19 protein-coding genes and 1 pseudogene are annotated in these 19,630 nt (G+C 59.8%); 5 read left to right on the plus strand and 15 right to left on the minus strand.

The window, feature by feature from the left end:
* Positions 1–42 precede the first annotated feature (42 nt).
* Both ABTV87_RS08565 and ABTV87_RS08570 read left to right on the plus strand, forming a co-directional pair.
* The gene (locus tag ABTV87_RS08565; protein WP_433899249.1) at positions 43–450 is read left to right on the plus strand and encodes a hypothetical protein; all 408 of its coding nucleotides are present in this window, start codon (positions 43–45) and stop codon (positions 448–450) included.
* On the plus strand, positions 450–866 hold the full coding sequence (locus tag ABTV87_RS08570; protein WP_102688259.1) for a hypothetical protein: 417 nt from the start codon (positions 450–452) through the stop codon (positions 864–866). The genes ABTV87_RS08565 and ABTV87_RS08570 overlap by 1 nt, the downstream gene beginning before the upstream one ends.
* Before the next feature lie 88 nt (positions 867–954).
* Here ABTV87_RS08570 and ABTV87_RS08575 read toward each other — a convergent pair whose 3' ends face one another.
* On the minus strand, positions 955–2,745 hold the full coding sequence (locus tag ABTV87_RS08575) for a bifunctional diguanylate cyclase/phosphodiesterase (RefSeq protein WP_127797360.1): 1,791 nt from the start codon (positions 2,743–2,745) through the stop codon (positions 955–957).
* Positions 2,746–2,879: 134 nt separating this feature from the next.
* Complete coding sequence (locus ABTV87_RS08580) at positions 2,880–4,964, minus strand: carboxy terminal-processing peptidase (RefSeq protein WP_007960197.1); 2,085 nt, start codon at positions 4,962–4,964, stop codon at positions 2,880–2,882.
* A gap of 181 nt (positions 4,965–5,145) precedes the next feature.
* On the opposite strand from ABTV87_RS08580, the gene ABTV87_RS08585 reads away from it, so the two are divergent.
* Positions 5,146–6,108, plus strand: a complete 963-nt coding sequence (locus tag ABTV87_RS08585) for a zinc-binding dehydrogenase (RefSeq protein ID WP_085748480.1) — start codon at positions 5,146–5,148, stop codon at positions 6,106–6,108.
* A 45-nt stretch (positions 6,109–6,153) separates the two neighbouring features.
* Here the strand turns inward: ABTV87_RS08585 and ABTV87_RS08590 are convergent, their stop codons facing one another.
* Genes ABTV87_RS08590 through ABTV87_RS08610 form a run of 5 tightly spaced genes read right to left on the minus strand, consistent with a single transcriptional unit; the run spans position 6,154 to position 10,263 of the window.
* A complete protein-coding gene (locus ABTV87_RS08590; protein ID WP_433899250.1) occupies positions 6,154–6,807 on the minus strand; it encodes an HAD family hydrolase in 654 nt (217 codons plus the stop codon).
* Positions 6,808–6,841: 34 nt separating this feature from the next.
* Positions 6,842–7,831, minus strand: coding sequence for an ABC transporter ATP-binding protein (locus tag ABTV87_RS08595; RefSeq protein ID WP_007960200.1), 990 nt, complete (start codon positions 7,829–7,831; stop codon positions 6,842–6,844).
* Positions 7,828–8,628, minus strand: a complete 801-nt coding sequence (locus ABTV87_RS08600) for an ABC transporter permease (protein WP_007960203.1) — start codon at positions 8,626–8,628, stop codon at positions 7,828–7,830. The genes ABTV87_RS08595 and ABTV87_RS08600 overlap by 4 nt, the downstream gene beginning before the upstream one ends.
* Positions 8,615–9,451 (minus strand): ABC transporter permease, encoded by an 837-nt coding sequence (locus ABTV87_RS08605; protein ID WP_207986185.1) that lies wholly within the window; start codon positions 9,449–9,451, stop codon positions 8,615–8,617. The genes ABTV87_RS08600 and ABTV87_RS08605 overlap by 14 nt, the downstream gene beginning before the upstream one ends.
* A 5-nt stretch (positions 9,452–9,456) precedes the next feature.
* Positions 9,457–10,263: an alkaline phosphatase family protein gene (locus ABTV87_RS08610; RefSeq protein WP_433899251.1), complete on the minus strand. Its 807-nt coding sequence runs from the start codon at positions 10,261–10,263 to the stop codon at positions 9,457–9,459.
* A 27-nt stretch (positions 10,264–10,290) separates the two neighbouring features.
* Here ABTV87_RS08610 and ABTV87_RS08615 point away from each other — a divergent pair.
* Positions 10,291–10,408: pseudogene (locus tag ABTV87_RS08615) on the plus strand (metal ABC transporter ATP-binding protein); the annotation flags it as partial.
* A 33-nt stretch (positions 10,409–10,441) separates the two neighbouring features.
* On the opposite strand, the gene ABTV87_RS08620 reads toward ABTV87_RS08615, so the two are convergent.
* Positions 10,442–11,506: an ABC transporter substrate-binding protein gene (locus tag ABTV87_RS08620; RefSeq protein ID WP_433899252.1), complete on the minus strand. Its 1,065-nt coding sequence runs from the start codon at positions 11,504–11,506 to the stop codon at positions 10,442–10,444.
* Between the two features lie 351 nt (positions 11,507–11,857).
* Between ABTV87_RS08620 and ABTV87_RS08625 the strand changes: the two genes are divergently transcribed.
* A complete protein-coding gene (locus tag ABTV87_RS08625; RefSeq protein ID WP_007960207.1) occupies positions 11,858–12,571 on the plus strand; it encodes a UTRA domain-containing protein in 714 nt (237 codons plus the stop codon).
* A gap of 368 nt (positions 12,572–12,939) precedes the next feature.
* Here the strand turns inward: ABTV87_RS08625 and ABTV87_RS08630 are convergent, their stop codons facing one another.
* The 7 genes from ABTV87_RS08630 to minC form a co-directional block, all read right to left on the minus strand.
* A complete protein-coding gene (locus tag ABTV87_RS08630) occupies positions 12,940–15,099 on the minus strand; it encodes a mechanosensitive ion channel family protein (RefSeq protein ID WP_433899253.1) in 2,160 nt (719 codons plus the stop codon).
* A 76-nt stretch (positions 15,100–15,175) separates the two neighbouring features.
* Entirely contained in the window at positions 15,176–15,352 is a 177-nt protein-coding gene (locus tag ABTV87_RS08635; protein ID WP_165369545.1) for a hypothetical protein, read from the minus strand.
* Positions 15,353–15,482: 130 nt separating this feature from the next.
* A complete protein-coding gene (locus ABTV87_RS08640) occupies positions 15,483–16,772 on the minus strand; it encodes a M18 family aminopeptidase (protein ID WP_085608813.1) in 1,290 nt (429 codons plus the stop codon).
* A gap of 68 nt (positions 16,773–16,840) precedes the next feature.
* The gene (locus ABTV87_RS08645) at positions 16,841–17,476 is read right to left on the minus strand and encodes an RluA family pseudouridine synthase (RefSeq protein WP_007960072.1); all 636 of its coding nucleotides are present in this window, start codon (positions 17,474–17,476) and stop codon (positions 16,841–16,843) included.
* A gap of 91 nt (positions 17,477–17,567) precedes the next feature.
* Positions 17,568–17,822 carry a cell division topological specificity factor MinE gene (minE, locus tag ABTV87_RS08650; protein WP_007960071.1) on the minus strand — a complete coding sequence of 85 codons (255 nt, stop codon included), beginning with the start codon at positions 17,820–17,822 and terminating at the stop codon, positions 17,568–17,570.
* Positions 17,822–18,634 (minus strand): septum site-determining protein MinD, encoded by an 813-nt coding sequence (minD, locus tag ABTV87_RS08655; protein ID WP_007960065.1) that lies wholly within the window; start codon positions 18,632–18,634, stop codon positions 17,822–17,824. The genes minE and minD overlap by 1 nt, the downstream gene beginning before the upstream one ends.
* 169 nt (positions 18,635–18,803) lie before the next feature.
* Positions 18,804–19,541, minus strand: coding sequence for a septum site-determining protein MinC (minC, locus tag ABTV87_RS08660; protein ID WP_007960063.1), 738 nt, complete (start codon positions 19,539–19,541; stop codon positions 18,804–18,806).
* Positions 19,542–19,630: the final 89 nt, after the last annotated feature.

The raw sequence follows: 19,630 nt of genomic DNA on the forward strand, positions 1-19,630 counted from the left end.
AATGCTGTGAGATGGATTAAGTTGTTTGGCTGTGGAGTAGCTGTGATTAAAGATTTTTTTCGGTTTTTCCTGTCGTTTTTTGGTGCTGTGCGTAAGCCAGGAGTCCAAGCTGGTAATGAAGTTTTTTTACAAATTGATGATGCGAATTCTGTTAAGCCTGGAAAGTGTCGGGGTGTTCACAGCTCTCGCTTTTTGAGTCACAAAGCACAGATGAATGCATATAACGAGGCTATGACGAGAGAATCCAGAAAAATGCCCCGCTTCACGGGAGAGGATAGTATGGGAAATTTGGTAGTGAGAATGAAGACTGAAAATATAGGTGAAGGGTATGAGCCAAATCCTGCCGATCCATCTGACCCACGCCACATCTCTGAAATGTGTGGTTTTGAGATGAGATTTGATTTCGAGACGCTAAAGCCTTGGGCTCTATATCCAATAGAGAAAGCATAATGTTGATGCATCCTTATCTTGATATTCCTTATCGTCCAAGGTTGTCTCACTTTCTCGGTGGGTTTGATACATATGATCGCGAGGAGAGCTTGGGTGAGACGCTGTCTGCATACGATCCGGAGGATCCATCAGACAGAAGTATTTTGATATCCAGGTACGTAATCAAGCGGTTTTCGAAACTGAGCCATCGGCATAAGTTCGTTTTGTTTGCTGTCTTGGGAGAGGCGCTTGAAGAAAGTGGTGATGTCTTTCAAGAGGTGCTGGAGCATGATCCATACTCTCACTCCTTGCTACCAGACGGCTGGGATGAGATGAATGACCCAAGGGCATTTTTCGAAGGTATGTACTTTCAGTTGTCCGAAGCATGGATGGACGAGCTTTACAAAGCCAGTCAAGAAGACTTGTCAACTTGGTAGGTGCGACTTGGTGCTCGCTACGATTTTGTAAGTTTCGGGGGCATTCATAGGGTGAAGATGCTGGTTGCACGAATTAGGTTATGGCGAATCACCGATGTCCGAGTGTAAGTGCTTCTGTAGGTGGCTGAGCGAACAGGCTATCAATCAAATGCACGCTATACCCCGGAACATTCTTCGCATGATGCTTCGCCTGCGAAGCCATTTCCGCCAACTGACTCGCATCCAGTTGCGCACACGCTTCAGGATGCAAATGCACCACGCCAATGGACAATGAAAGCAGAGGAAACTCCTGACGAATCCCTTGGCGATTCGGCGCAACAAAACAACCAGCCTCAAGGTGCTCAGGGCGGTAGAAACGTCGGCATTGACTCTGGAAATCATCAAGCAATTGGTTCAGCCGTTTGCGCCAATCCTCCGGGCCGAGCACCAACAGGAAATCATCCCCCCCGATATGCCCGACGAAATCGCGGGACGGGTCGACGCGTTCGTTGAGGCATTGCGCCAGACACAGCAGCACTTCATCCCCACGTCCATATCCATAGATATCGTTAAAGGGTTTGAAGCTGTCGATGTCGACATAACAAATAACCGACTCGCGCCCCTGTTGCAATAGTCGGGTGAGGCATTGCTGAATCGGCACATTCCCCGGCAGCAAGGTCAGCGGATTGGCATAGCGGGCCTGCTGGATTTTCAGTTCGGTAATCAGCTTGAGCACGTCAATCACCCGGCCCAGGCCCAGGTAGCTGCCGTTGAGGGTGATGATGAAATCTTCTTCGATGCGTTGCCGGGCGCGGCTGGTGATCAGGCGGCTGACCTGTTGCAGCGACTGACTCATTTCCACGGCGAGGAAGTCGTCGTTCATCAGGCGGCTGATCGGTTTGCGGGCGAACAGGTCGGTGGCGAACGGTTTGAGCAGCGCATCGGACAGCGAGTGACGATGAACGATGCCGCATGGCTGACCCTGTTCGTCGAGCACCGCCAGTGAGTTCAGGTTGGCCTGGCGGCGGAAGGCTTCCAGTACGGTAGCGGTGGGTGTGTCGCGATTCACGGCCGGTTGATCGTTGAGCAGGGCGCTGAGGTCACTGCCTTCATCGTTCAGCGCCACGGCGCTGCTGTCGTGCTTGGGCATCAAGGCGCGGGCATCGCGCGGCGGGTGTTCCTGAGGACGGCCGAGCAGGTAGCCCTGCACTAGATCCACACCCATCTCGGTCAGTACCGCCAACTCTTCCGGCAATTCGATGCCTTCGGCAATCACCTGCGCCCTTGAGGCCTTGGCGATTTGCAGGATCGATCCGACAAACTCGCGCTTCAACGCGTCCTGATGAATGCCGTCGATAAAGTGCCGGTCGATCTTCACGTAATCCGGCCGCAGCTCCGACCACAGGCGCAGGCTCGAATAACCAGCCCCAAGATCATCGAGGGCAATCGAAAACCCCATCGCCCGATAGTGATGCAGTGCTGTTTGCAGCAACTGAAAGTCGTCGATCGGCGTCTGTTCGGTGAGTTCGATCACCACCTGGCTCGGCGGAATACCAAAATCCTGAAGCAACTGCAGTGTGCGCCCCGGCTGGTGCGCGGCTTCGAGCAAGGATTCCGGAGAGACGTTGAGAAACAGCTTGCCCGGCAATTGTTGTTCATTGAAACGGCGGCAGGCGCTTTGGCGGCAGGCGATTTCCAGTTCGCTCAAACGCCCGGCCTGGCGGGCCACGGCGAACAGGGCGATGGGGGAGTGCAGCGGGCTGTTGGACGGGCCGCGGGTCAGGGCTTCGTAGCCGAGAATGCGCCGTTCGGAGAGGCAAATGATCGGCTGGAACAGGCTGTGTAATCCGCTTTGAGTCAGGATCGAGCTCAAGGCACTCAGCTGTTCGGTCGTGGTCATGGCAATCTCTGGCGATAAAAAAAGGACTGGGAGCGTTCTCGATGAAGAGAACAGCTCCCAGTCCTTTATTGCACGACAGAATGATGACTGTTTGATGACGATCCGGGGATCGTCAGCATTAAATTGCCATCACCTTACTTCTTTGCGACCTGGTTGCTCAGCTTCAGGTAATCCAGCAGTACGCGCCCGGTCTCGCTCAGGTAGGCATCGTCTTCCGGTTTGACCTTGTCCGGCTCGGCGGCTGCCAGGGCGTCGTCGTCTTCTTTCTTCAGCTCTTTGAGCGGTTCTTCGCCTTTGGCCTTGCGACGGATGTTCTCCATCGCCAGTTGCTTGGCGTCGATGTCGGCGTGCTGGGCACGACGTTCGGCTTCATTGAGGCTGACGGTTTTCTCTTCCAGCAGCTTCTGCGCCAGGGCCAGCTTGTCGCGGATGAACACGAACTCCGCGTCCTTGGCGGAACGGCTGTCATGCTCGGATTTCAGCTGGGCCAGGTACGGCTTGAACGGGTCGCTCGCCGGTTTGATCGCCGCGCGGATGGTGTCCCACGGCATGGCTTCCGGCAGGGCGCTTTCGCCGATTTCCTTGGTGTCGATGATCGACGGGTAATCGATGTCCGGCAGTACGCCCTGATGCTGGGTGCTCTGACCGGAAACCCGGTAGAACTTGGCCAGGGTCAGTTTCAGTTCGCCATGGTTCAGCGGCTGGATGGTCTGCACGGTACCTTTGCCGAAGGTCTGGCCACCGATGATCAGCGCACGGTGGTAGTCCTGCATGGCGCCGGCGAAGATCTCCGAAGCCGAGGCGGACAGGCGGTTGACCAGCAGCGCCATCGGGCCTTTGTAGAACGCGCCCGGGTTTTCATCTTCAAGTACATCGACCCGGCCATCGGCGTTACGCACGAGTACGGTAGGGCCCTTGTCGATGAACAGGCTGGTCAGCTCGGTAGCTTCCTGCAGGGAGCCGCCGCCGTTGTTGCGCAGGTCGATGACCACGCCGTCGACTTTCTCTTTCTGCAGTTCGGTCAGCAGCTTCTTGACGTCGCGCGTGGTGCTCTTGTAGTCCGGATCGCCGGCACGGAAGGCCTTGAAGTCGAGGTAGAACGCCGGAATTTCGATCACGCCGAGCTTGTAGTCGCGGCCGTCCTGTTTCAGGTTCAGCACGGACTTCTTCACGGCCTGGTCTTCGAGCTTCACCGCTTCGCGGGTGATCGGCACGATCTTGCTGGTCTGGTCGTTCGGCGCATTGCTCGCCGGGATGACTTCCAGACGCACCACGGTGCCTTTCGGGCCACGGATCAGCTTGACCACTTCGTCCAGACGCCAGCCGACCACGTCGACCATCTCTTTGTTGCCCTGGGCAACGCCGATGATCTTGTCGGCCGGAGCAACCTGCTTGGTCTTGTCGGCCGGGCCTGCCGGCACCAGACGCACGACTTTCACCTGGTCGTTGTCGCTCTGCAACACGGCGCCGATGCCCTCGAGGGACAGGCTCATGTTGATGTCGAAGTTCTCCGCGTTATCCGGCGACAGATAGTTGGTGTGCGGATCGTACGACATGGCGAAGGTGTTGATGTACGCCTGGAAGATGTCTTCGGCGCGGGTCTGGTCCAGACGCGCCAGTTGATTCTTGTAGCGCTTGGTCAGGGTTTCCTGGATCTGCTTCGGCTCTTTGCCGGCGATCTTCTGCCGCAGCACTTCGTCCTTGACGCGTTTGCGCCACAGGTCATCGAGTTCGGCGGTGGACTTGAGCCACGGAGCGTCCTTGCGATCGATCAGCAAGGTTTCCTTGGTGGTGAAGTCCATCTTGTCGACGCCTTTGTTCAGCTCGGCAAGGGCGAAGTCCAGACGCGCCTTCACGCGGTCCAGGTAGCGCTTGTAGATGGTGAACCCGGCGTTGAGGTCGCCGCTCTTGAGGAAGTCGTCGAACTGGGTCTTCCACTTGTCGAATTCGGCGATGTCGCTGGCCATGAAGTAGCTGCGCGACGGGTCGAGCAGCTTGATGTAGCTGTCGTAGATGATCACCGAGCGCGCATCGTCGAGCGGCGGCTTGCTGTAGTGGTGACGCTTGAGCAACTCGACGACGTTCAGACTGGCGATCACTTCGTCGCGATCAGGCTGCAACTTGTCCCAGCTGTTGGCTGCGAATGTGGTGCCCGACACCGGCAACAGACCGATACCGATGAAAAGAGCGAGGGCGGTGCTGGGGAGCAGATGCTTCATGCTGATTCGACGCGGGGACAATTGATAACGCATATTAGGCCGTCTTTGAAGTCGCCGGTACCTCTACGCTCTGTACGATAACTGCTGTTCAGCGTTCGTTCAGACCCCAGGGCCGGTCGCATAATGCAAAAAGCCCGGCGCTACAGCTTCGGGCTCAGTCCAGACTCACTATGGAGGCACTGTGAAGGCATTGCAAGGCGTTGAAGGTCAAGTGGCATGGGTTGATGAACCAAGTCCTACATGTGATGTAGGACAAGTTCGCATCCGGGTGGCGGCAGCGGGCCTCAATCGCGCGGATTTATTACAGAAAGCCGGACTTTATCCGCCCCCTCCGGGTGCCAGCCAGGTGCTGGGTCTTGAGTGTTCCGGGGTGATCAGCGAGGTCGGCGCAGGCTCGTCCTGGCAGGTCGGTGACCGGGTTTGCGCCTTGCTGGCCGGGGGCGGGATGGCGCAAGAGGTGGTCGTCGACGGACGGCATGTGCTGCCGGTTCCGGAAGGTGTATCGCTGATCGAAGCTGCGGCGTTGCCCGAGGTGTACGCGACCGTCTGGCTGAATGTGTTTCAACTTGCGGCGCTCAAACCGGGTGAGAAAGTTCTTTTGCATGCCGGGGCCAGTGGCATCGGTTCAGCCGCCATTCAACTGTGCAAGGCTTTCGGCAATCCCTGCTGGGTCAGCGTCGGCTCGGCTGAGCGACTGGCCTACTGCGAATCGCTGGGTGCCCAGGGCGGGGTGGTTCGCACCGACGATCTGGAAAGTCTGCGGGATTTCGGGCCGTTCGATGTGATTCTGGATCCGGTGGGCGGCAACTATTCGGCGTTGAACCTCAAGTTGATGGCGCAGGACGGCCGCTGGGTGCTGATCGGTCTGATGGGCGGCCGCGAGGCAAAACTGGATCTGGCCCAGGTATTGGCCAAGCGCGTGCAACTGCTGGGCTCGACCCTGCGCAGCCGTGACGATCAGTTCAAGGCCGATCTGTTCAGCGATCTGAGCCAGCACGTGTGGCCGCTGTTTTCCGAAGGTCGGCTAAAGCCGCAACTGGCCAAGGCATTCCCGATCAAGGATGCCGAGGCAGCGTTCGCCGAACTGGCGAGCAACACGGTGGCGGGGAAGCTGGTGCTGGTGATCGACGAAAGCCTGAGCTGATCATCGATGCTTGTGGGAGCAGGCTCGCTCCCACAAGACCATCGCTTATTTCCAGAGGTGGATCGGCCAGCCGGACTTCTCGGCCTCTGCAAGCAGCACCGGATCCGGATTGACCACATGCGGGAAATCCACTTTCAGCAGCAGCGGCAGATCATTGCGTGAGTCGGAATAGAAACTCGCGCCCTCAAGGTTTTCCTCTTCGGCATCCAGCCATTCCAGCAAGCGGGTGATCTTGCCTTCGCGGTAGGTCAGGGTGCCCACGGTGTGGCCGCTGTACACGCCATGCGCCACTTCCAGTTCGATGCCCAGAACCTCGTCGATGCCCAGCCGTTCGGCAATCGGTTTGACCAGGTGCGTGCCCGAGGCCGAGATCACCAGAATCCGGTCGCCGGCCTTGCGGTGGGCGGCGATGGTCTTGGTGGCGTCGCTGAAGATGATCGGTTCGATGAAGTCTTCAACCCATGGGCCGACCAGATGCTCGACTTCTTCCGGGGTGCGGCCGATCAGCGGTTCGAGGCTGAAGTCCATGTAGTCTTCCATGCGCAACTTGCCATGGCTGTAGGCGTCCATCAGCTCGTTGTTCTTGCGCATGAACGACTCGGGATCGACCCAGCCCAGGCGCCCCATCTGCTCGCTCCAGAGGGTGGCGCAGTCGCCGTGGATCAGGGTTTCGTCCAGATCAAAAATTGCCAGGGCCATCAGTTCAGTTCCCTCTTGGGTGTCAGCAAAGTCATCAGGCTACCTCACACAGGGCGGTGGGATCGATGGAAAGTGACAGGCGCTGGCCGTCTGGATGCAGATCCGCCGCCGAACGGTTGAGCACATCCACCACCAGTTCCACGCCCCGGGCTTCGACGCGATAGCGGATCACGTTGCCCAGCAGGCTGTGGCTGCGGATTTGCGCGTCGGGTTCGCCGTTGAGGCTCAGCTCGATGGCCTCCGGGCGAATCGCGATGCGGTGGTTGATCGGCCGCTGCAACAGCTTCGAGGCACTCTCGGCATCCAGCAGGTTGTAGTTGCCGATGAAGCCGGCGGCGAACACGTCGACCGGCGCGGTGTAGAGGGTTTCGGCGTCGCCGCTTTGTACGATCTTTCCCTGATTCATCAGGAAAATCCGGTCAGACATGGTCAGGGCTTCTTCCTGGTCGTGTGTGACGAAGATCGTGGTCAGGCCGAGTTCGCGCTGGATCTGACGGATCTGTTCGCGCAGGTGTTTGCGAATCCGCGCGTCGAGGGCCGACAGCGGTTCATCCAGCAGCAACAGGCGCGGACGGGTGACCAGCGAGCGGGCAAGGGCGACACGCTGACATTGACCGCCGGACAGCTGATGCGGATAGCGGCTGGCGAAGTCGTTGAGTTCAACCAGTTTCAATACTTCGGCAACCCGCTTGTGGCTGTCGTCGGCATTGACCTTTTGCATGCGCAGGCCGAAGGCGACGTTCTGTTCGACGGTCATGTTGGGGAACAGCGCGTAGCTCTGGAACACCATGCCGATCCCGCGTTTCTGCGGGGTGAGCGGCACGATGTCGACGCCATCGAGCAGGATCTTGCCGCCATCCACCGGCGTCAGCCCGGCAATGCAACGCAGCAGGGTGGACTTGCCGCAACCGGACGGGCCGAGCAGGGTGACGAATTCACCCTTCTGGATTTCGCAGTTGATGTCGCTGAACACCGTGGTGCCCGCGTAGTTTTTTTGCAGGTGTTGGACGCTGACATAGCTCATTCGCTTTTGTCCTTGTTCAAGATGTTGGCGACCCAGGTCAGGACCAGCACGAAAAAGAAGTAGGAGATCACCAGCGCACTGGTGAAGTGGCCGCTGCTGTTGCGCATGTTGTTCAGATAAACCTGCAGGGTTTCGTAGCGAGTGCCGACCAGGATGTTGGCGAACACGAATTCACCGAACAGGAAAGAGAACGACAGCAGCAACGCGACCATCAGGCCTTTGCGCAGGTTTGGCAGCACCACCAGGAAGGCCGCCTGAAAAGTGCTGGCGCCGAGCAGTTGGGCGGCGTCCATCAGGTCGCGCAGGTTGATCGCTTGCAGGTTGTTGGTGATTGCCCGGTACATGAACGGCAGCGCCACAGTGAAGTAGCAACCGATCAGGATCCACGGTGTGCCGACCATCGCGAACGGCCCGGAACCGTAGAGCTGCAACAGGCCCACCGACGACACCACCGGCGGTACGGCGAAGGGCAGCAGGATCAGGATGTTCATCAGCGCATCGAGTTTCGGGAAGTGGTAATGCACCACGAACAGCAGCGGCAGGATCAGCACCACCGACAGGATCAGCGCGCCGACGCACACCAGCAACGACTGGCCGAAAGCGTGCAGGAAGCGCGGATCGCTCCACAACTGGATGTACCACTTGAAGGTGAAACCGCTGGGCAGGATGGTGGCCGACCAACTGCTGGCGATCGAGTAGATCAGCGTGCCCACCAGCGGCAGCAGCAGGATGGCGAACAGCAGATAGACCACGACGCGGTGGTAGACGCCGGCCGGACCGGATTCAGCGCGAGACATGGTAGCTCCTCTTCAGCAGCAGTTGATGCACGACGGTCACCAGGGTCATCAGCGCCACCAGCACCACGGCCAGGGCGCTGGCCAGGTTCGGGTCGAGGGAAATGTCGCCAGAGACCATCGCCGCAATCCGGATCGGCAATACGTTGAAGTTGCCGGTGGTCAGCGCGTAGACCGTGGCGTAAGCGCCGAGGGCGTTGGCGAGCAGGATCACGAAGGTGCCGAGCAGGGCCGGGGTCAGTACCGGCAGGCCAATGTGGCGCCAGAACTGCCAGCCGTCAGCGCCGAGTAGCGCGGCGGATTCGCGCCAGTCTTCACGCAGGGCGTCGAACGCCGGGTACAGCAGCAACACGCCGAGCGGAATCTGGAAGTAGGTGTAGAGGATGATCAACCCGGTTTTCGAGTACAGGTTGAAGTCCTCGATGATCCCGGCCTGCTTCAACATGATGGTGATGCTGCCGTTGAAGCCGAGCAGGATGATGAACGCAAACGCCAGCGGCACGCCGGCGAAGTTGCTGGTCATGTTGGCGAAGGCGTTGACGAAGTTGCGCAGTTTCGAATCGACCCGGCGCAGGGAGTACGCACCCAGCACCGCGATGATGATGCCAAACACACTCGACCAGAAACTGATTTCGAGGCTGTACTGGATCGCCTGCAGATAGAACTTCGAACTGAAGATCTTGCTGAAGTTGGCGAAGCCCCAACCGGATTCTTCCGATTGCAGGCTGTTGATCATCACCCAGATCAGCGGGGCGATTTCGAACACGATAAAGAACAGCGCGAAAGGCACCAGGCACAGGGCCGCCAGCCATTTGCCGCGAGTCATTGAGTTCACTTGAGCAACTCCCGGCACACAGGTTTGTCGTGGGGCACGCCGAGCAGTTCGCAAACGGTGCCGCAGATGTCGGTCTGCTTCGGTGCAGCTTCGCTGTTCAGGCTGAAGGCATCACCGAGTACGAACAACGGCACCTGACGTTCTTCCGGTAGCAGGCCATTGTGCGAGCGGTCGTTGTTCATGCCGTGGTCGGCGGTCACCAGCACCTGGCAGCCGGCGTCGAGCCAGCCTTGCAGGTAGTCGGCGAGGATGATGTCGGCGCTGCGCGCACTGTTGCGGTATTGCGGGGTGTCGAGGCCGTGCTTGTGCCCGGCGTCGTCGATGTTCATCGGGTGGATCAGCAGAAAATCCGGGGCATGACGCAGGCGCAGGTTTTCGGCGTCGGCGAACAGGTGCGAGTCCGGGTAGTGATCGTTCCAGTAGAAGTGGCCGTGCTGGATCGGTAGCGTCGGGTCATCGGTATGCCGATCCCGTGCTGCCATGAACGGCGAGCGGTTGTAGAGCTCGCTGACCCAGTGGTACGCCGCAGCGGCGGTTTTCAGACCGGCATCGCGGGCGTAGTGATAGATGCTGCGCTGGCTGGACAGGCGCGAGACGTTGTTGTGGACGATGCCGCTGTCGATCGGCGGCACGCCCGTGAGGATGCATTCGTAAAGCGGTCGGGACAGGGCCGGCAGCTCGCACTCCAACTGATAGAGCGCGGCGCGTCCTGCGCCAACGTAAGCCTGCAGATGCCCCATGGCGTGACGCGCAACCTCGTAGTTGAGGCCGTCGAGCACGACAAGGATGACGGTGTGCTTCATAGGGGCAAAAACTCCGCGAAACAGAAAATTTCAGATTCAGTCGGGAGCCCTGGTGGGAGCGAGCTTGCTCGCGAAGGCGTCGTGTCAGCCAACATCAATGTTGAATGAAAGACCGCATTCGCGAGCAAGCTCGCTCCCACAGGGATCTCCAGCAATCCCGGAAGCGGGACTTACGGGCTTACTTCATCTCGACGATGACTTCTTCGTTCCACTTCTGCGGCAGGGCCTTGGAGGTTTTTTCCCACGCATCGGCGTCCTTGATCGGCGTGACCTTCTTGTACTGTTCGTTTGGCAGCAGCTTGGCTTTCACGTCTTCCGGCAGTTGCAGATGCTCGGCGCGGATCGGGCGGGCGTTGCCGCGGGCGAGGTTGGTCTGGCCGGCGTCGCTGAAGATGTATTCGCGGGTCAGCTTGGCGGCGTTCGGGTTCTTCGCGTATTTGTTGATGATGGTGGTGTAGCCGGAAATCACCGAGCCGTCGGACGGGATCAGCACCACGTAGTCATCCGGGTTGGCCATCTTGGCTTTGTAGCTCAGGCCGTTGAAGTCCCATACCACGCCGACTTCGATCTCGCCTTTTTCCATGGTGGCGATGGTCGGGTTGGCCATCGACAGGCGACCCTGCTTGGCGATGTCTGCGAACAGCAGCAGGGCAGGCTGGATATTTTTCTCGTCTCCGCCGTTGGCCAGCGCAGCAGCGAGTACGCCGTTGGCAGCCTGTGCAGCGGTGCTCACGTCACCGATGGAAACCTTGTATTTGCCGCCTTTGAGGTCAGCCCATTTGGTCGGTACTTCGGAGCCGTGCAGCAGCTTCTTGTTGACGATGAAGGCGATGGTGCCGGTGTAGGCCAGTGCCCAGTTGCCATCCTTGTCCTTGGCCCAGTCTGGCACTTGATCCCAGGTGGTCGGCTTGTACGGTTGCACCACGCCTTGCTTGACCGCGATCGGGCCGAAGGCCGCGCCGACGTCGCCGATGTCGGCGGTGGCGTTGTCTTTTTCAGCGGCGAACTTGGCGATTTCCTGGGCCGAGCTCATGTCGGTATCGATGTGTTTCAGGCCGTAGTTCTTGGCCAGGTCTTCCCAGGTGCCTTTCCAGTTGGCCCAGTCATCGGGCATGCCGACGCTGTTGACGGCGCCTTCCGCTTTCGCAGCGGCTTCGAGGGTTTTCAGATCATCAGCCGCCATGGCGGCGGTGCACATGGCAATGGTCGAGCCTAACAGTGTTGCCAGGAAAAGCTGTTTCATTCCGAAGCTCCTTGGTCGTGTTCAACGCTGCGATTGCGGTTTGTGTTGGTCTAGGTCAGCAATACCTGAGCCAATGTAGGGGGGCTGGATGACACTTTGATGTCGGCGGATACCAGGGCCGCGTTTTATTTCCCCGGTATCGACGGCTGCCCGCTAAGCGTAGACCACCCGCAAAGTCCCGGTGGGCAAGGGACTTGGCCGATGTATTGCAAGTTGTCAGGGCGACCGTTCGGTAGTTTTGTCATCTCTCGGTCATCTGCACTGCCTAGGCTTGCAACACGACCAAACGGCGCAATAGCTGTGCGGTTTTGCCCCGAAACAGTGCTGGTCTAGTCCAGATAGGTAACGTTGATGCGCGATGAGGCAACAAAAGCGGTGACAGCGATTGGCCAGATCCTTCAGGAGCAGCTCGACCATGGGTTGCTGGCGGCGGGGAGCAAGTTGCCGGCCGAGCGCAAGCTCAGTGAGCTGTTCGGTACGACGCGGATTACGGTACGGGAAGCCTTGTTGCAGCTGGAGGCGCAAGGGCAGATTTATCGCGAGGAGCGGCGGGGCTGGTTCGTGTCGCCGCCGCGTCTGGCTTACAACCTGATGCAGCGTAGTCACTTTCACGCGATGGTCAGTGCGCAGGGGCGGGTGCCGTCGACCGAGGTGATTTCGGCGCGCTTGCAGCCGGCGTCAGCGGCGGTGTGTGCGTGGTTGCAGTTGCCGGCGTTGTCGAGCGTGATTCAGATTTGCCGGTCGCGGCGGATCGATGGGCGGCTGGTGTTGTATGTGGAGCATTATCTGAATCCGCAGTTTTTTCCGGGGATTCTGGAGTTTGATTTGAATCAGTCGATTACCGAGCTGTATGCGCGGCATTACGATTTGCACTATGGGCGGGTGCGGTTCGAGATTGTTCCGACGTCGTTGTCGGTGGAGGCGGCGGCGGGGTTACGGGTTTCGGTGGGGAGTCCGGGGTTGAGGATTGCTCGGGTTAATTATGATCAGTTTGGGCGGTTGATTGATTGTGATCTGGAGTTTTGGCGGCATGATGCGATTCACGTAGGTGTTGATGTGGTTTGATCGTTTTGTGTGAATATCCGTTTCTTCGGGTGTTGCGGCTTATGGTTCCGCCCTTACGGCGGGTCACTTTTGGCAAACGCCCCAAAAGTAACCAAAAGGTCTGGGCCCCGGCGTTCGGCACCTCGCCTGGGCTCGGTGTTCCTTCGTTACGGGATTCATCCGGGGGGCATCGCCTACGGTTTGCTTCGCTGCACCTCCTCTCGATGCATGCGGCTGCGCCGCACGGTCGCTGCGCTCCCACCCCCGGATAAATCCCTCCACTCAGCCTTCCGATGGGGCCGGCACGTCAAAAGCGGTACTCGAGCTAACGCTAATTGTGTTGAGTGGTGGGAGTTGGCTTGCCAGCGAAGAGGACTTTGACGGTGGCCCTATTCTTGAGTTTGGCCACCACCGCCTGCTGTGATCACTTGCACATTCATCCTTGGCGTCGCCAAGTCCAGGCCGGCTTCATCCAGATGCCGTTTGAGCGACAAATTGAACGCTCGTGAAACTTCCCATTGTTTGATCGGCGCGGTTTTGAATCTTGCACGCAATATCGCGTTGCCGGATTCGAAGCTTTCCACGCCTTGAAATTCCAGTGGTGACCAGATGTTGCGTCGTTGCAGAGGGTCGGTGCGCATTTTCTGGCCGACGTCGCGCATCAGTTTGATGGCTTCGTCGATGCTCATGTTGAACGGCACGGCCACGCGGAAGATGGCGTAGCCGAATTCGCGGGAGTAGTTTTTGATGCTTTTGATTTCGCTGAACGGGATGGTGTGGACGATGCCGTCGATGTCCCGCAGGCGTACGGTGCGGATGGTCAGGCCTTCGACGGTGCCCAGGTGGCCGCCGACGTCGACGTAGTCGTCGATGGCCAAAGAGTCTTCGATGATGATGAACAGGCCGGTGATCAGATCCGCTACGAGCGACTGGGCGCCGAAGCCGATGGCCAGGCCGATCACGCCGGCACCGGCCAGCAGGGGCGTGACGTTCATGCCCATGTTCGCCAGGGCGACGATCAGGGCGATGATGAAGATCGCCACGAACAGTACGTTGCGGATCAGCGGCATCATGGTTTGCGCGCGCGCGTTGGCCAGGCCTTTGCGGGAGCGGGTGAGGGCGTGGTGGACGGCGGTGTCGCTGAGGATCCAGATCAGCCAGGCGAAGATCAGCGTGCCGATCAGGCTGAACAGTTTGACGCTGACGTCGTGGCCTTCGCCTTCGGTGAAGCCGATCAGTGACATGCCCCAGACCCGCAGGCCGAGTTCGATGAAGGCCAGCCACACCAGCAAATGGGCGAGGGTGTAGAAGAAGCTTTTCAGGCGTTCGGAATACAGCGCATGACGTTTCGGCCCGCGTTGCGGTTTGAGGGCGTGGCGGCGGACGAGGCCGTTGATGACCATGCACAACACCAGCAGCACGGTGCAGATCAGCGACTGGCGCAGGGCGGTGCTGGTGTCGCCGGCGGAGACGAAGGTGGCGAACAGGGAGATGCCCACCAGCACCAGCGCCGGGATGTACCAGAAGGTGCCGAGGATTTCGATGGTGTCGCTGAGGGCGCGGCGTGTCAGGCGGCGGGACAGTGGCTGGTTGCGGATCAGGTGGGCGATCGGCCGGCGGAAGCGCAGGATGAACAGGCCGGTCGACAGCGCCGCGAGGACATTGGCAACCGTGGCGGCGGTGTGGGCCAGGTGTACGCCGAGGGCGGCCACCAGTTTTGGATCGCTCAGAGCTTCACCGAAGGCGGCGAAGCTGCCGATCAGCCACAACGGGCGGAAGGCCTGGTGACGCAGGATGTACAGCGCGCGGTGGCGGTGCGGGCCGTCGAGTACGGAGAAGGCGATCACGCAGATCGCCGAGAAACAGGTGCCGACCACCAGCGCGTAAGCCAGCACCATCGCCAGGCTTTTGCCCAGTGACGAGGGTAGTGCGTAGCTCATGTAGACCGTGATCACCAACGCGATCAGCCAGGGGCCGAGCTTGCGCAGGGCGAAGCGCAGCATGTCGAGGGCCCGGGGATTTTGCGGCAGTTCTTCGGTCAGGCCGAAGCGCATGCGTACCCGGTGGCCGAGCCAGATCAGCGCGGCGGCGAGCAGGCTCCAGACCGCGAGGATCACGGCGAAGGCAAAGATGATCGGCAGCCATTCGCTGGCCGGCAGCATCAGGCCTTTCAATTCATCCTGGGCCATGTCGAATTCGGCGGACCAGCGATTGAGCGGGCTGTCGGCGCCGGTGAACTGTTTTTCGAAAGTGGCGAGGGTGCCGCCGATCAGTCCCAGCACACCTTCTTCCGGGCTGGCCTGGGCTTTTTTCGTGGCGTCGCGGAGTTTTTTCAGGTCGCTCAGCAACTGGGCGCGTTGCTTGTCGTTTTCCAGCGACTTGATGACTTCGTCCAGCGACTGGCCAAGCGGTTCCTGAGCTTCGGGCTGAGCCTTGCCGGAGCCCGTGAGCAGTCCCGGCAGACCGGCGGCGTCGGTAGGTGCCGGCGACATCAGGGTCATCAGGCAGATGAGGAGCAGGCAGGGCAGGGCAAAAAGACGAGCGAACACTAGGCGGTCAACCTCGCAAGGGGCGGATCGGGCGAGTGTACGAGCCCGCCAGATTCAATGCGAGCCGGGCGCGGATTTATTCGTTGAGTTTGGCAAGGATCTTGTAGACCACGGTGGCCAGGATCATCAGCATGCCGATCCACATGGCGAACACACCGGCGTTCTTGTCACGGAAGTTGAAACCGATGGCCAGCAGAATCATTCCGCCGAGGATGGGAATGAGCATGGAGTGAAACGCAGACATCGAGATCATGGCGACAGCCTTGTCGAAGGGGATTATTCAAGTCTAGGTGGGTTTTCGATGGACGGTGCTGATGTGTATCAGAAATGAGCCGGTTCTAAAGGCCGGGATCGCAGCGCGACGCTGCGATCCCGGCTGTTTCCTATGGCAATTCGCGGCTGGCGTAGAACGCGCTCAGCACTTTGACCAGGTGCGCGAGGTCGTGGCTGCCGCACAGTTCGCGGATCGAGTGCATGGCGAAGGTCGGCAGGCCGATGTCGACTGTGCGCACGCCCAGGTGGCTGGCGGTGATCGGGCCGATGGTCGAGCCGCAGCCCATGTCGCTGCGTACCACGAAGCTTTGCACCGGCACTTCTTCGGCCATGCACAGATGGCGGAAGAAGCCGGCGGTTTCGCTGTTGGTGGCGTAGCGCTGGTTGCTGTTGACCTTGATCACCGGGCCGGCGTTGAGTTTCGGGCCGTGGTTGGCGTCGTGCTTCTCGGCATAGTTCGGGTGCACGCCGTGGGCGTTGTCGGCCGAGACCAGCAGGGATTTCTGGATGGTGCGTACGAATTCGTCACCTTCCGGCAGCAGGCGGCGCAGGGTCTGTTCCAGCATCGGGCCGTCGGCGCCGCAGGCCGAGCAGGAGCCGACTTCTTCGTGGTCGTTGCACACCAGCACGCAGGTTTCTTCGGTGTCGGCGGTCAGCAGGGCTTGCAGGCCGGCATAGCACGACAGCAGGTTGTCGAGGCGCGCGCCGGCGATGAAGTCGCCATGCAGGCCGATGACCGCAGCGCTCTGGGTGTCGTAGAAACTCAGCTCGTAATCGAGCACCACGTCGGCATTGAGGCCGTGCTCGCGGGCTAGTTGATCGGTGAGCACCGCGCGGAAGTCCACGCGCTCGTCACCGGCGAACTGCGCGAGAATCGGCGGCAGTTCGGTCTGGGCATTGATCGGCCAGCCCTGGTTGGCTTCACGGTTGAGGTGAATGGCCAGGTTGGGAATGATCGCGATCGGGGCCTTGAAGTCGATCAGTTGGCTTTCGACCTTGCCGTCGCGGCGGAAGGTGACGCGGCCGGCCAGCGACAGGTCGCGGTCGAACCACGGCGCCAGCAGCGCGCCGCCGTAGACTTCGACGCCGAGCTGCCAGAAACCCTGGCGTTGCAGTTCAGGTTGTGGCTTGACCCGCAGGCACGGGCTGTCGGTGTGGGCGCCGACCAGACGGATGCCGTCGTGCAGCGGCGAGTTGCGGCCCATCTTGATCGCGACGATCGAGGAATCGTTACGGGTGACGTAGTAACGACCGTTGGCTTCGGTGTGCCAGGTTTCGCGCTCGTCGAGTCGCACATAACCGGCGGCCTCCAGGCGTTGAACAAGGCTGGCGGTGGCGTGGAACGGGGTAGGGGAGGCCTTGAGGAAGTCGATCAGGCCTTGGTTCAACTCTTCGCGCATAAGAAGCTCCAGACAGCAATGGGCGGGAGTTTAACGCATCGGCCTGATGCTTGGGACATTGTGGCGCGTCAGAAAGGCGCCGGACATTCGAAGCGCAAACGCTCACCGGATTGAGGGTGCGTGAAGCTGAGCATGCTCGCGTGCAGGCACAAACGAGGCCAGGCGGCGAGGGCTTGTTCATGAGCGTAGAGGCCGTCACCGAGCAACGGATGACCGATCGACAGCATGTGCACGCGCAACTGGTGCGACCGGCCGGTGATCGGCGTGAGCTCGACGCGGCACCAGTCGCCACAACGCTCCAGCACGCGCCAGAAGGTCAGGGCGTGTTTGCCGAGTTCGTGATCGACCACGTGACGCGGTTTGGTCGGCGGGTCGTAGCGCAAGGGCAGGTCGATGCTGCCGCTGTCCAGTTCCGGCTGACCCCAGCAGAGCGCAGTGTAGGCTTTCTCTGTTTCACGATCGTGAAACTGCCGCGACAGTTCGCGGTGGGTGTCGGCGTCACGGGCGAGCAGAATGATCCCCGACGTTTCCCAGTCCAGGCGATGGACGATACGCGCTTCCGGGTAGCCGTTTTCCTGCAGGCGGGTGATCAGGCAGTCCTTGTTGTCGTCGGCCCGGCCGGGCACGGAGAGCAACAGGGTGGGTTTGTTCACCACCAGAACGGCGGCGTCCTGATGAATGATTTGGACGTTGGACAACGGCATTAAAACAGCCTCGTAACAAATGCCAACGGCGGCTCAGGGCCCCTCCGGTGTCGGAAGGGCCCTGAGCCGCCGTCGTTCCTGCCGGATCGACTCAGCGGTCTGGCAGGGTGATGTTGAGTTCCAGAATCGAGCAGCTGCCCTGGCTCTCCAGTGCCACGTGTACGTCGTCGTTGCCGATGTTGACGTATTTGCGGATCACTTCCACCAGTTCCTTCTGCAAGGATGGCAGGTAGTCAGGGGTGCTGCGCTGGCCGCGTTCATGCGCCACGATGATCTGTAGACGCTCTTTCGCGACCGAGGCGGTACTTGGCTTTTTGTTGGCACGAAAGAAGTCAAAAAGGTTCATTACCTACCTCCAAACAGACGCTCGAAGAATCCCTTCTTCTCGACATTCAGGAACCGGTGTTCTTTTTCCTTGCCCAGCAGGCGATCAACGGTATCGCTGTAGGCCTGGCCGGCGTCGCTCTGATCATCGAGGATCACAGGTACGCCCTGGTTGGAGGCCTTGAGTACGGCCTGGGATTCCGGGATGACGCCCAGCAGGCGTACGGCGAGGATTTCCTTGACGTCTTCGACGCCGAGCATTTCGCCTTTCTCTACGCGCTCCGGGTGGTAGCGGGTGATCAGCAGGTGTTCCTGGATCGGCTCTTCGCCACGTTCGGCGCGACGGGATTTGCTGGCCAGCAGGCCGAGCATGCGGTCCGAGTCACGTACCGAGGACACTTCCGGGTTGGTCACGACGATCGCTTCGTCAGCGAAGTACATGGCCAGGTGGGCGCCTTTTTCGATACCCGCCGGGGAGTCGCAGACCACGAACTCGAATTGTTCCTTGAGCTCCATCAGGACTTTTTCCACGCCTTCGACGGTCAGTGCGTCTTTGTCGCGGGTCTGGCTGGCGGCCAGTACATAGAGGTTTTCCAGGCGCTTGTCTTTGATCAGGGCCTGTTGCAGGTTGGCTTCGCCGTTCACGACGTTGACGAAGTCATACACCACGCGGCGCTCGCAACCCATGATCAGGTCAAGGTTACGCAAGCCCACGTCGAAGTCGACGATCACTGTTTTGTGGCCGCGCAGAGCGAGGCCGGTACCGATAGCGGCGCTGGTGGTGGTCTTACCCACACCACCCTTGCCGGATGTAACCACGAGAATCTTGGCCAAGGTGTTTCACCCCTAAGGAAGAAGGACTGTTCAGCCCCTGAAAAACATCTCTAGAAAACTACTGCAGTCGGACAGCCTTGGCTGGAATTCGGCTTTTGGCCTTTTTCCTACTTCGTTTGAGCCGTTTTCGCTACGTTTTAGAGATGCTTGGAAAATGCGGCAGTATCCGTTAAAGCCGAATGATGTTCAACACGTCGCCCGACAGGCTGACCTGTACGCCCGAACCCCACATCGGATCGCGACGCAGGTCTTCGGAAACCTTGTAATGGCCTGCGATGGAGATCAGTTCAGCGCTCAATTGCTGACAGAAAATCCGCGCCTTGGTGTCGCCCTTGACCCCGGCCAGCGCACGACCGCGCATCGGGCCGTATACATGGATGTTGCCATCGGCGAGAAGTTCCGCCCCCGGGCTGACCGAGGAAACCACCACCAGATCGCCACCTTGCGCATATATCTGTTGGCCACCACGTACTGGCGTTGTGATGACGCGGGTCGGTTTTACGGCCGGCTCCGGCGGTTTTTCCGGTTTCTTCGGGGCGACGGGTTCGGCGCTTTCCAGCGGTCGCTCGCGGGCGCCGGACGGCGGCAGCACCGGGATATCGATGGCGATGGCGGCGGCGATGTCTTCGATGCGGCTGGCACGGATCGCCAGGGTGCGCAGGCCGTGCTGGCGGCACACGCGCATCAGGCCCGGCAGGTCGACGGCGCCTTCGCTCGGCGGCAGTTTGTCCAGCGCCAGAACCAGCGGCGCGTTGCTGAAGAAATTCGGTGCCTGGGCGACTTTGGCGGCCAATTGCCGATCGAGGCTGTCCAGGTCGTTGCGGGACAGCTCCAGCACTGTAATGGCGAGCATGCTGCCCTTCAGCTGGAACACAGGATCTTGGTCTTTCGGTTCGGTTTGGCTCATGTCGGCATACAACGGCTTGTCACTAAAAGTGCCGAGACTTATAACGAGAACGCCCGCAGGCCGCAAGCCGGGTCGAACGATGTAGAATG

The organism is Pseudomonas sp. PSE1(2024) (assembly GCF_050990555.1).
GTDB lineage: Bacteria > Pseudomonadota > Gammaproteobacteria > Pseudomonadales > Pseudomonadaceae > Aquipseudomonas > Aquipseudomonas aphyarum.

Bases quoted from the DNA above. Each gene is read 5' to 3' on its own strand.
- ABTV87_RS08570 (WP_102688259.1), top strand. From the start codon at position 450: ATGTTGATGCATCCTTATCTTGATATTCCTTATCGTCCAAGGTTGTCT.
- ABTV87_RS08575 (WP_127797360.1), bottom strand. From the start codon at position 2,745: ATGACCACGACCGAACAGCTGAGTGCCTTGAGCTCGATCCTGACTCAA.
- ABTV87_RS08580 (WP_007960197.1), bottom strand. From the start codon at position 4,964: ATGAAGCATCTGCTCCCCAGCACCGCCCTCGCTCTTTTCATCGGTATC.
- ABTV87_RS08590 (WP_433899250.1), bottom strand. From the start codon at position 6,807: ATGGCCCTGGCAATTTTTGATCTGGACGAAACCCTGATCCACGGCGAC.
- ABTV87_RS08595 (WP_007960200.1), bottom strand. From the start codon at position 7,831: ATGAGCTATGTCAGCGTCCAACACCTGCAAAAAAACTACGCGGGCACC.
- ABTV87_RS08600 (WP_007960203.1), bottom strand. From the start codon at position 8,628: ATGTCTCGCGCTGAATCCGGTCCGGCCGGCGTCTACCACCGCGTCGTG.
- ABTV87_RS08605 (WP_207986185.1), bottom strand. From the start codon at position 9,451: ATGACTCGCGGCAAATGGCTGGCGGCCCTGTGCCTGGTGCCTTTCGCG.
- ABTV87_RS08610 (WP_433899251.1), bottom strand. From the start codon at position 10,263: ATGAAGCACACCGTCATCCTTGTCGTGCTCGACGGCCTCAACTACGAG.
- ABTV87_RS08620 (WP_433899252.1), bottom strand. From the start codon at position 11,506: ATGAAACAGCTTTTCCTGGCAACACTGTTAGGCTCGACCATTGCCATG.
- ABTV87_RS08625 (WP_007960207.1), top strand. From the start codon at position 11,858: ATGCGCGATGAGGCAACAAAAGCGGTGACAGCGATTGGCCAGATCCTT.
- ABTV87_RS08635 (WP_165369545.1), bottom strand. From the start codon at position 15,352: ATGATCTCGATGTCTGCGTTTCACTCCATGCTCATTCCCATCCTCGGC.
- ABTV87_RS08640 (WP_085608813.1), bottom strand. From the start codon at position 16,772: ATGCGCGAAGAGTTGAACCAAGGCCTGATCGACTTCCTCAAGGCCTCC.
- ABTV87_RS08645 (WP_007960072.1), bottom strand. From the start codon at position 17,476: ATGCCGTTGTCCAACGTCCAAATCATTCATCAGGACGCCGCCGTTCTG.
- minE (WP_007960071.1), bottom strand. From the start codon at position 17,822: ATGAACCTTTTTGACTTCTTTCGTGCCAACAAAAAGCCAAGTACCGCC.
- minC (WP_007960063.1), bottom strand. From the start codon at position 19,541: ATGAGCCAAACCGAACCGAAAGACCAAGATCCTGTGTTCCAGCTGAAG.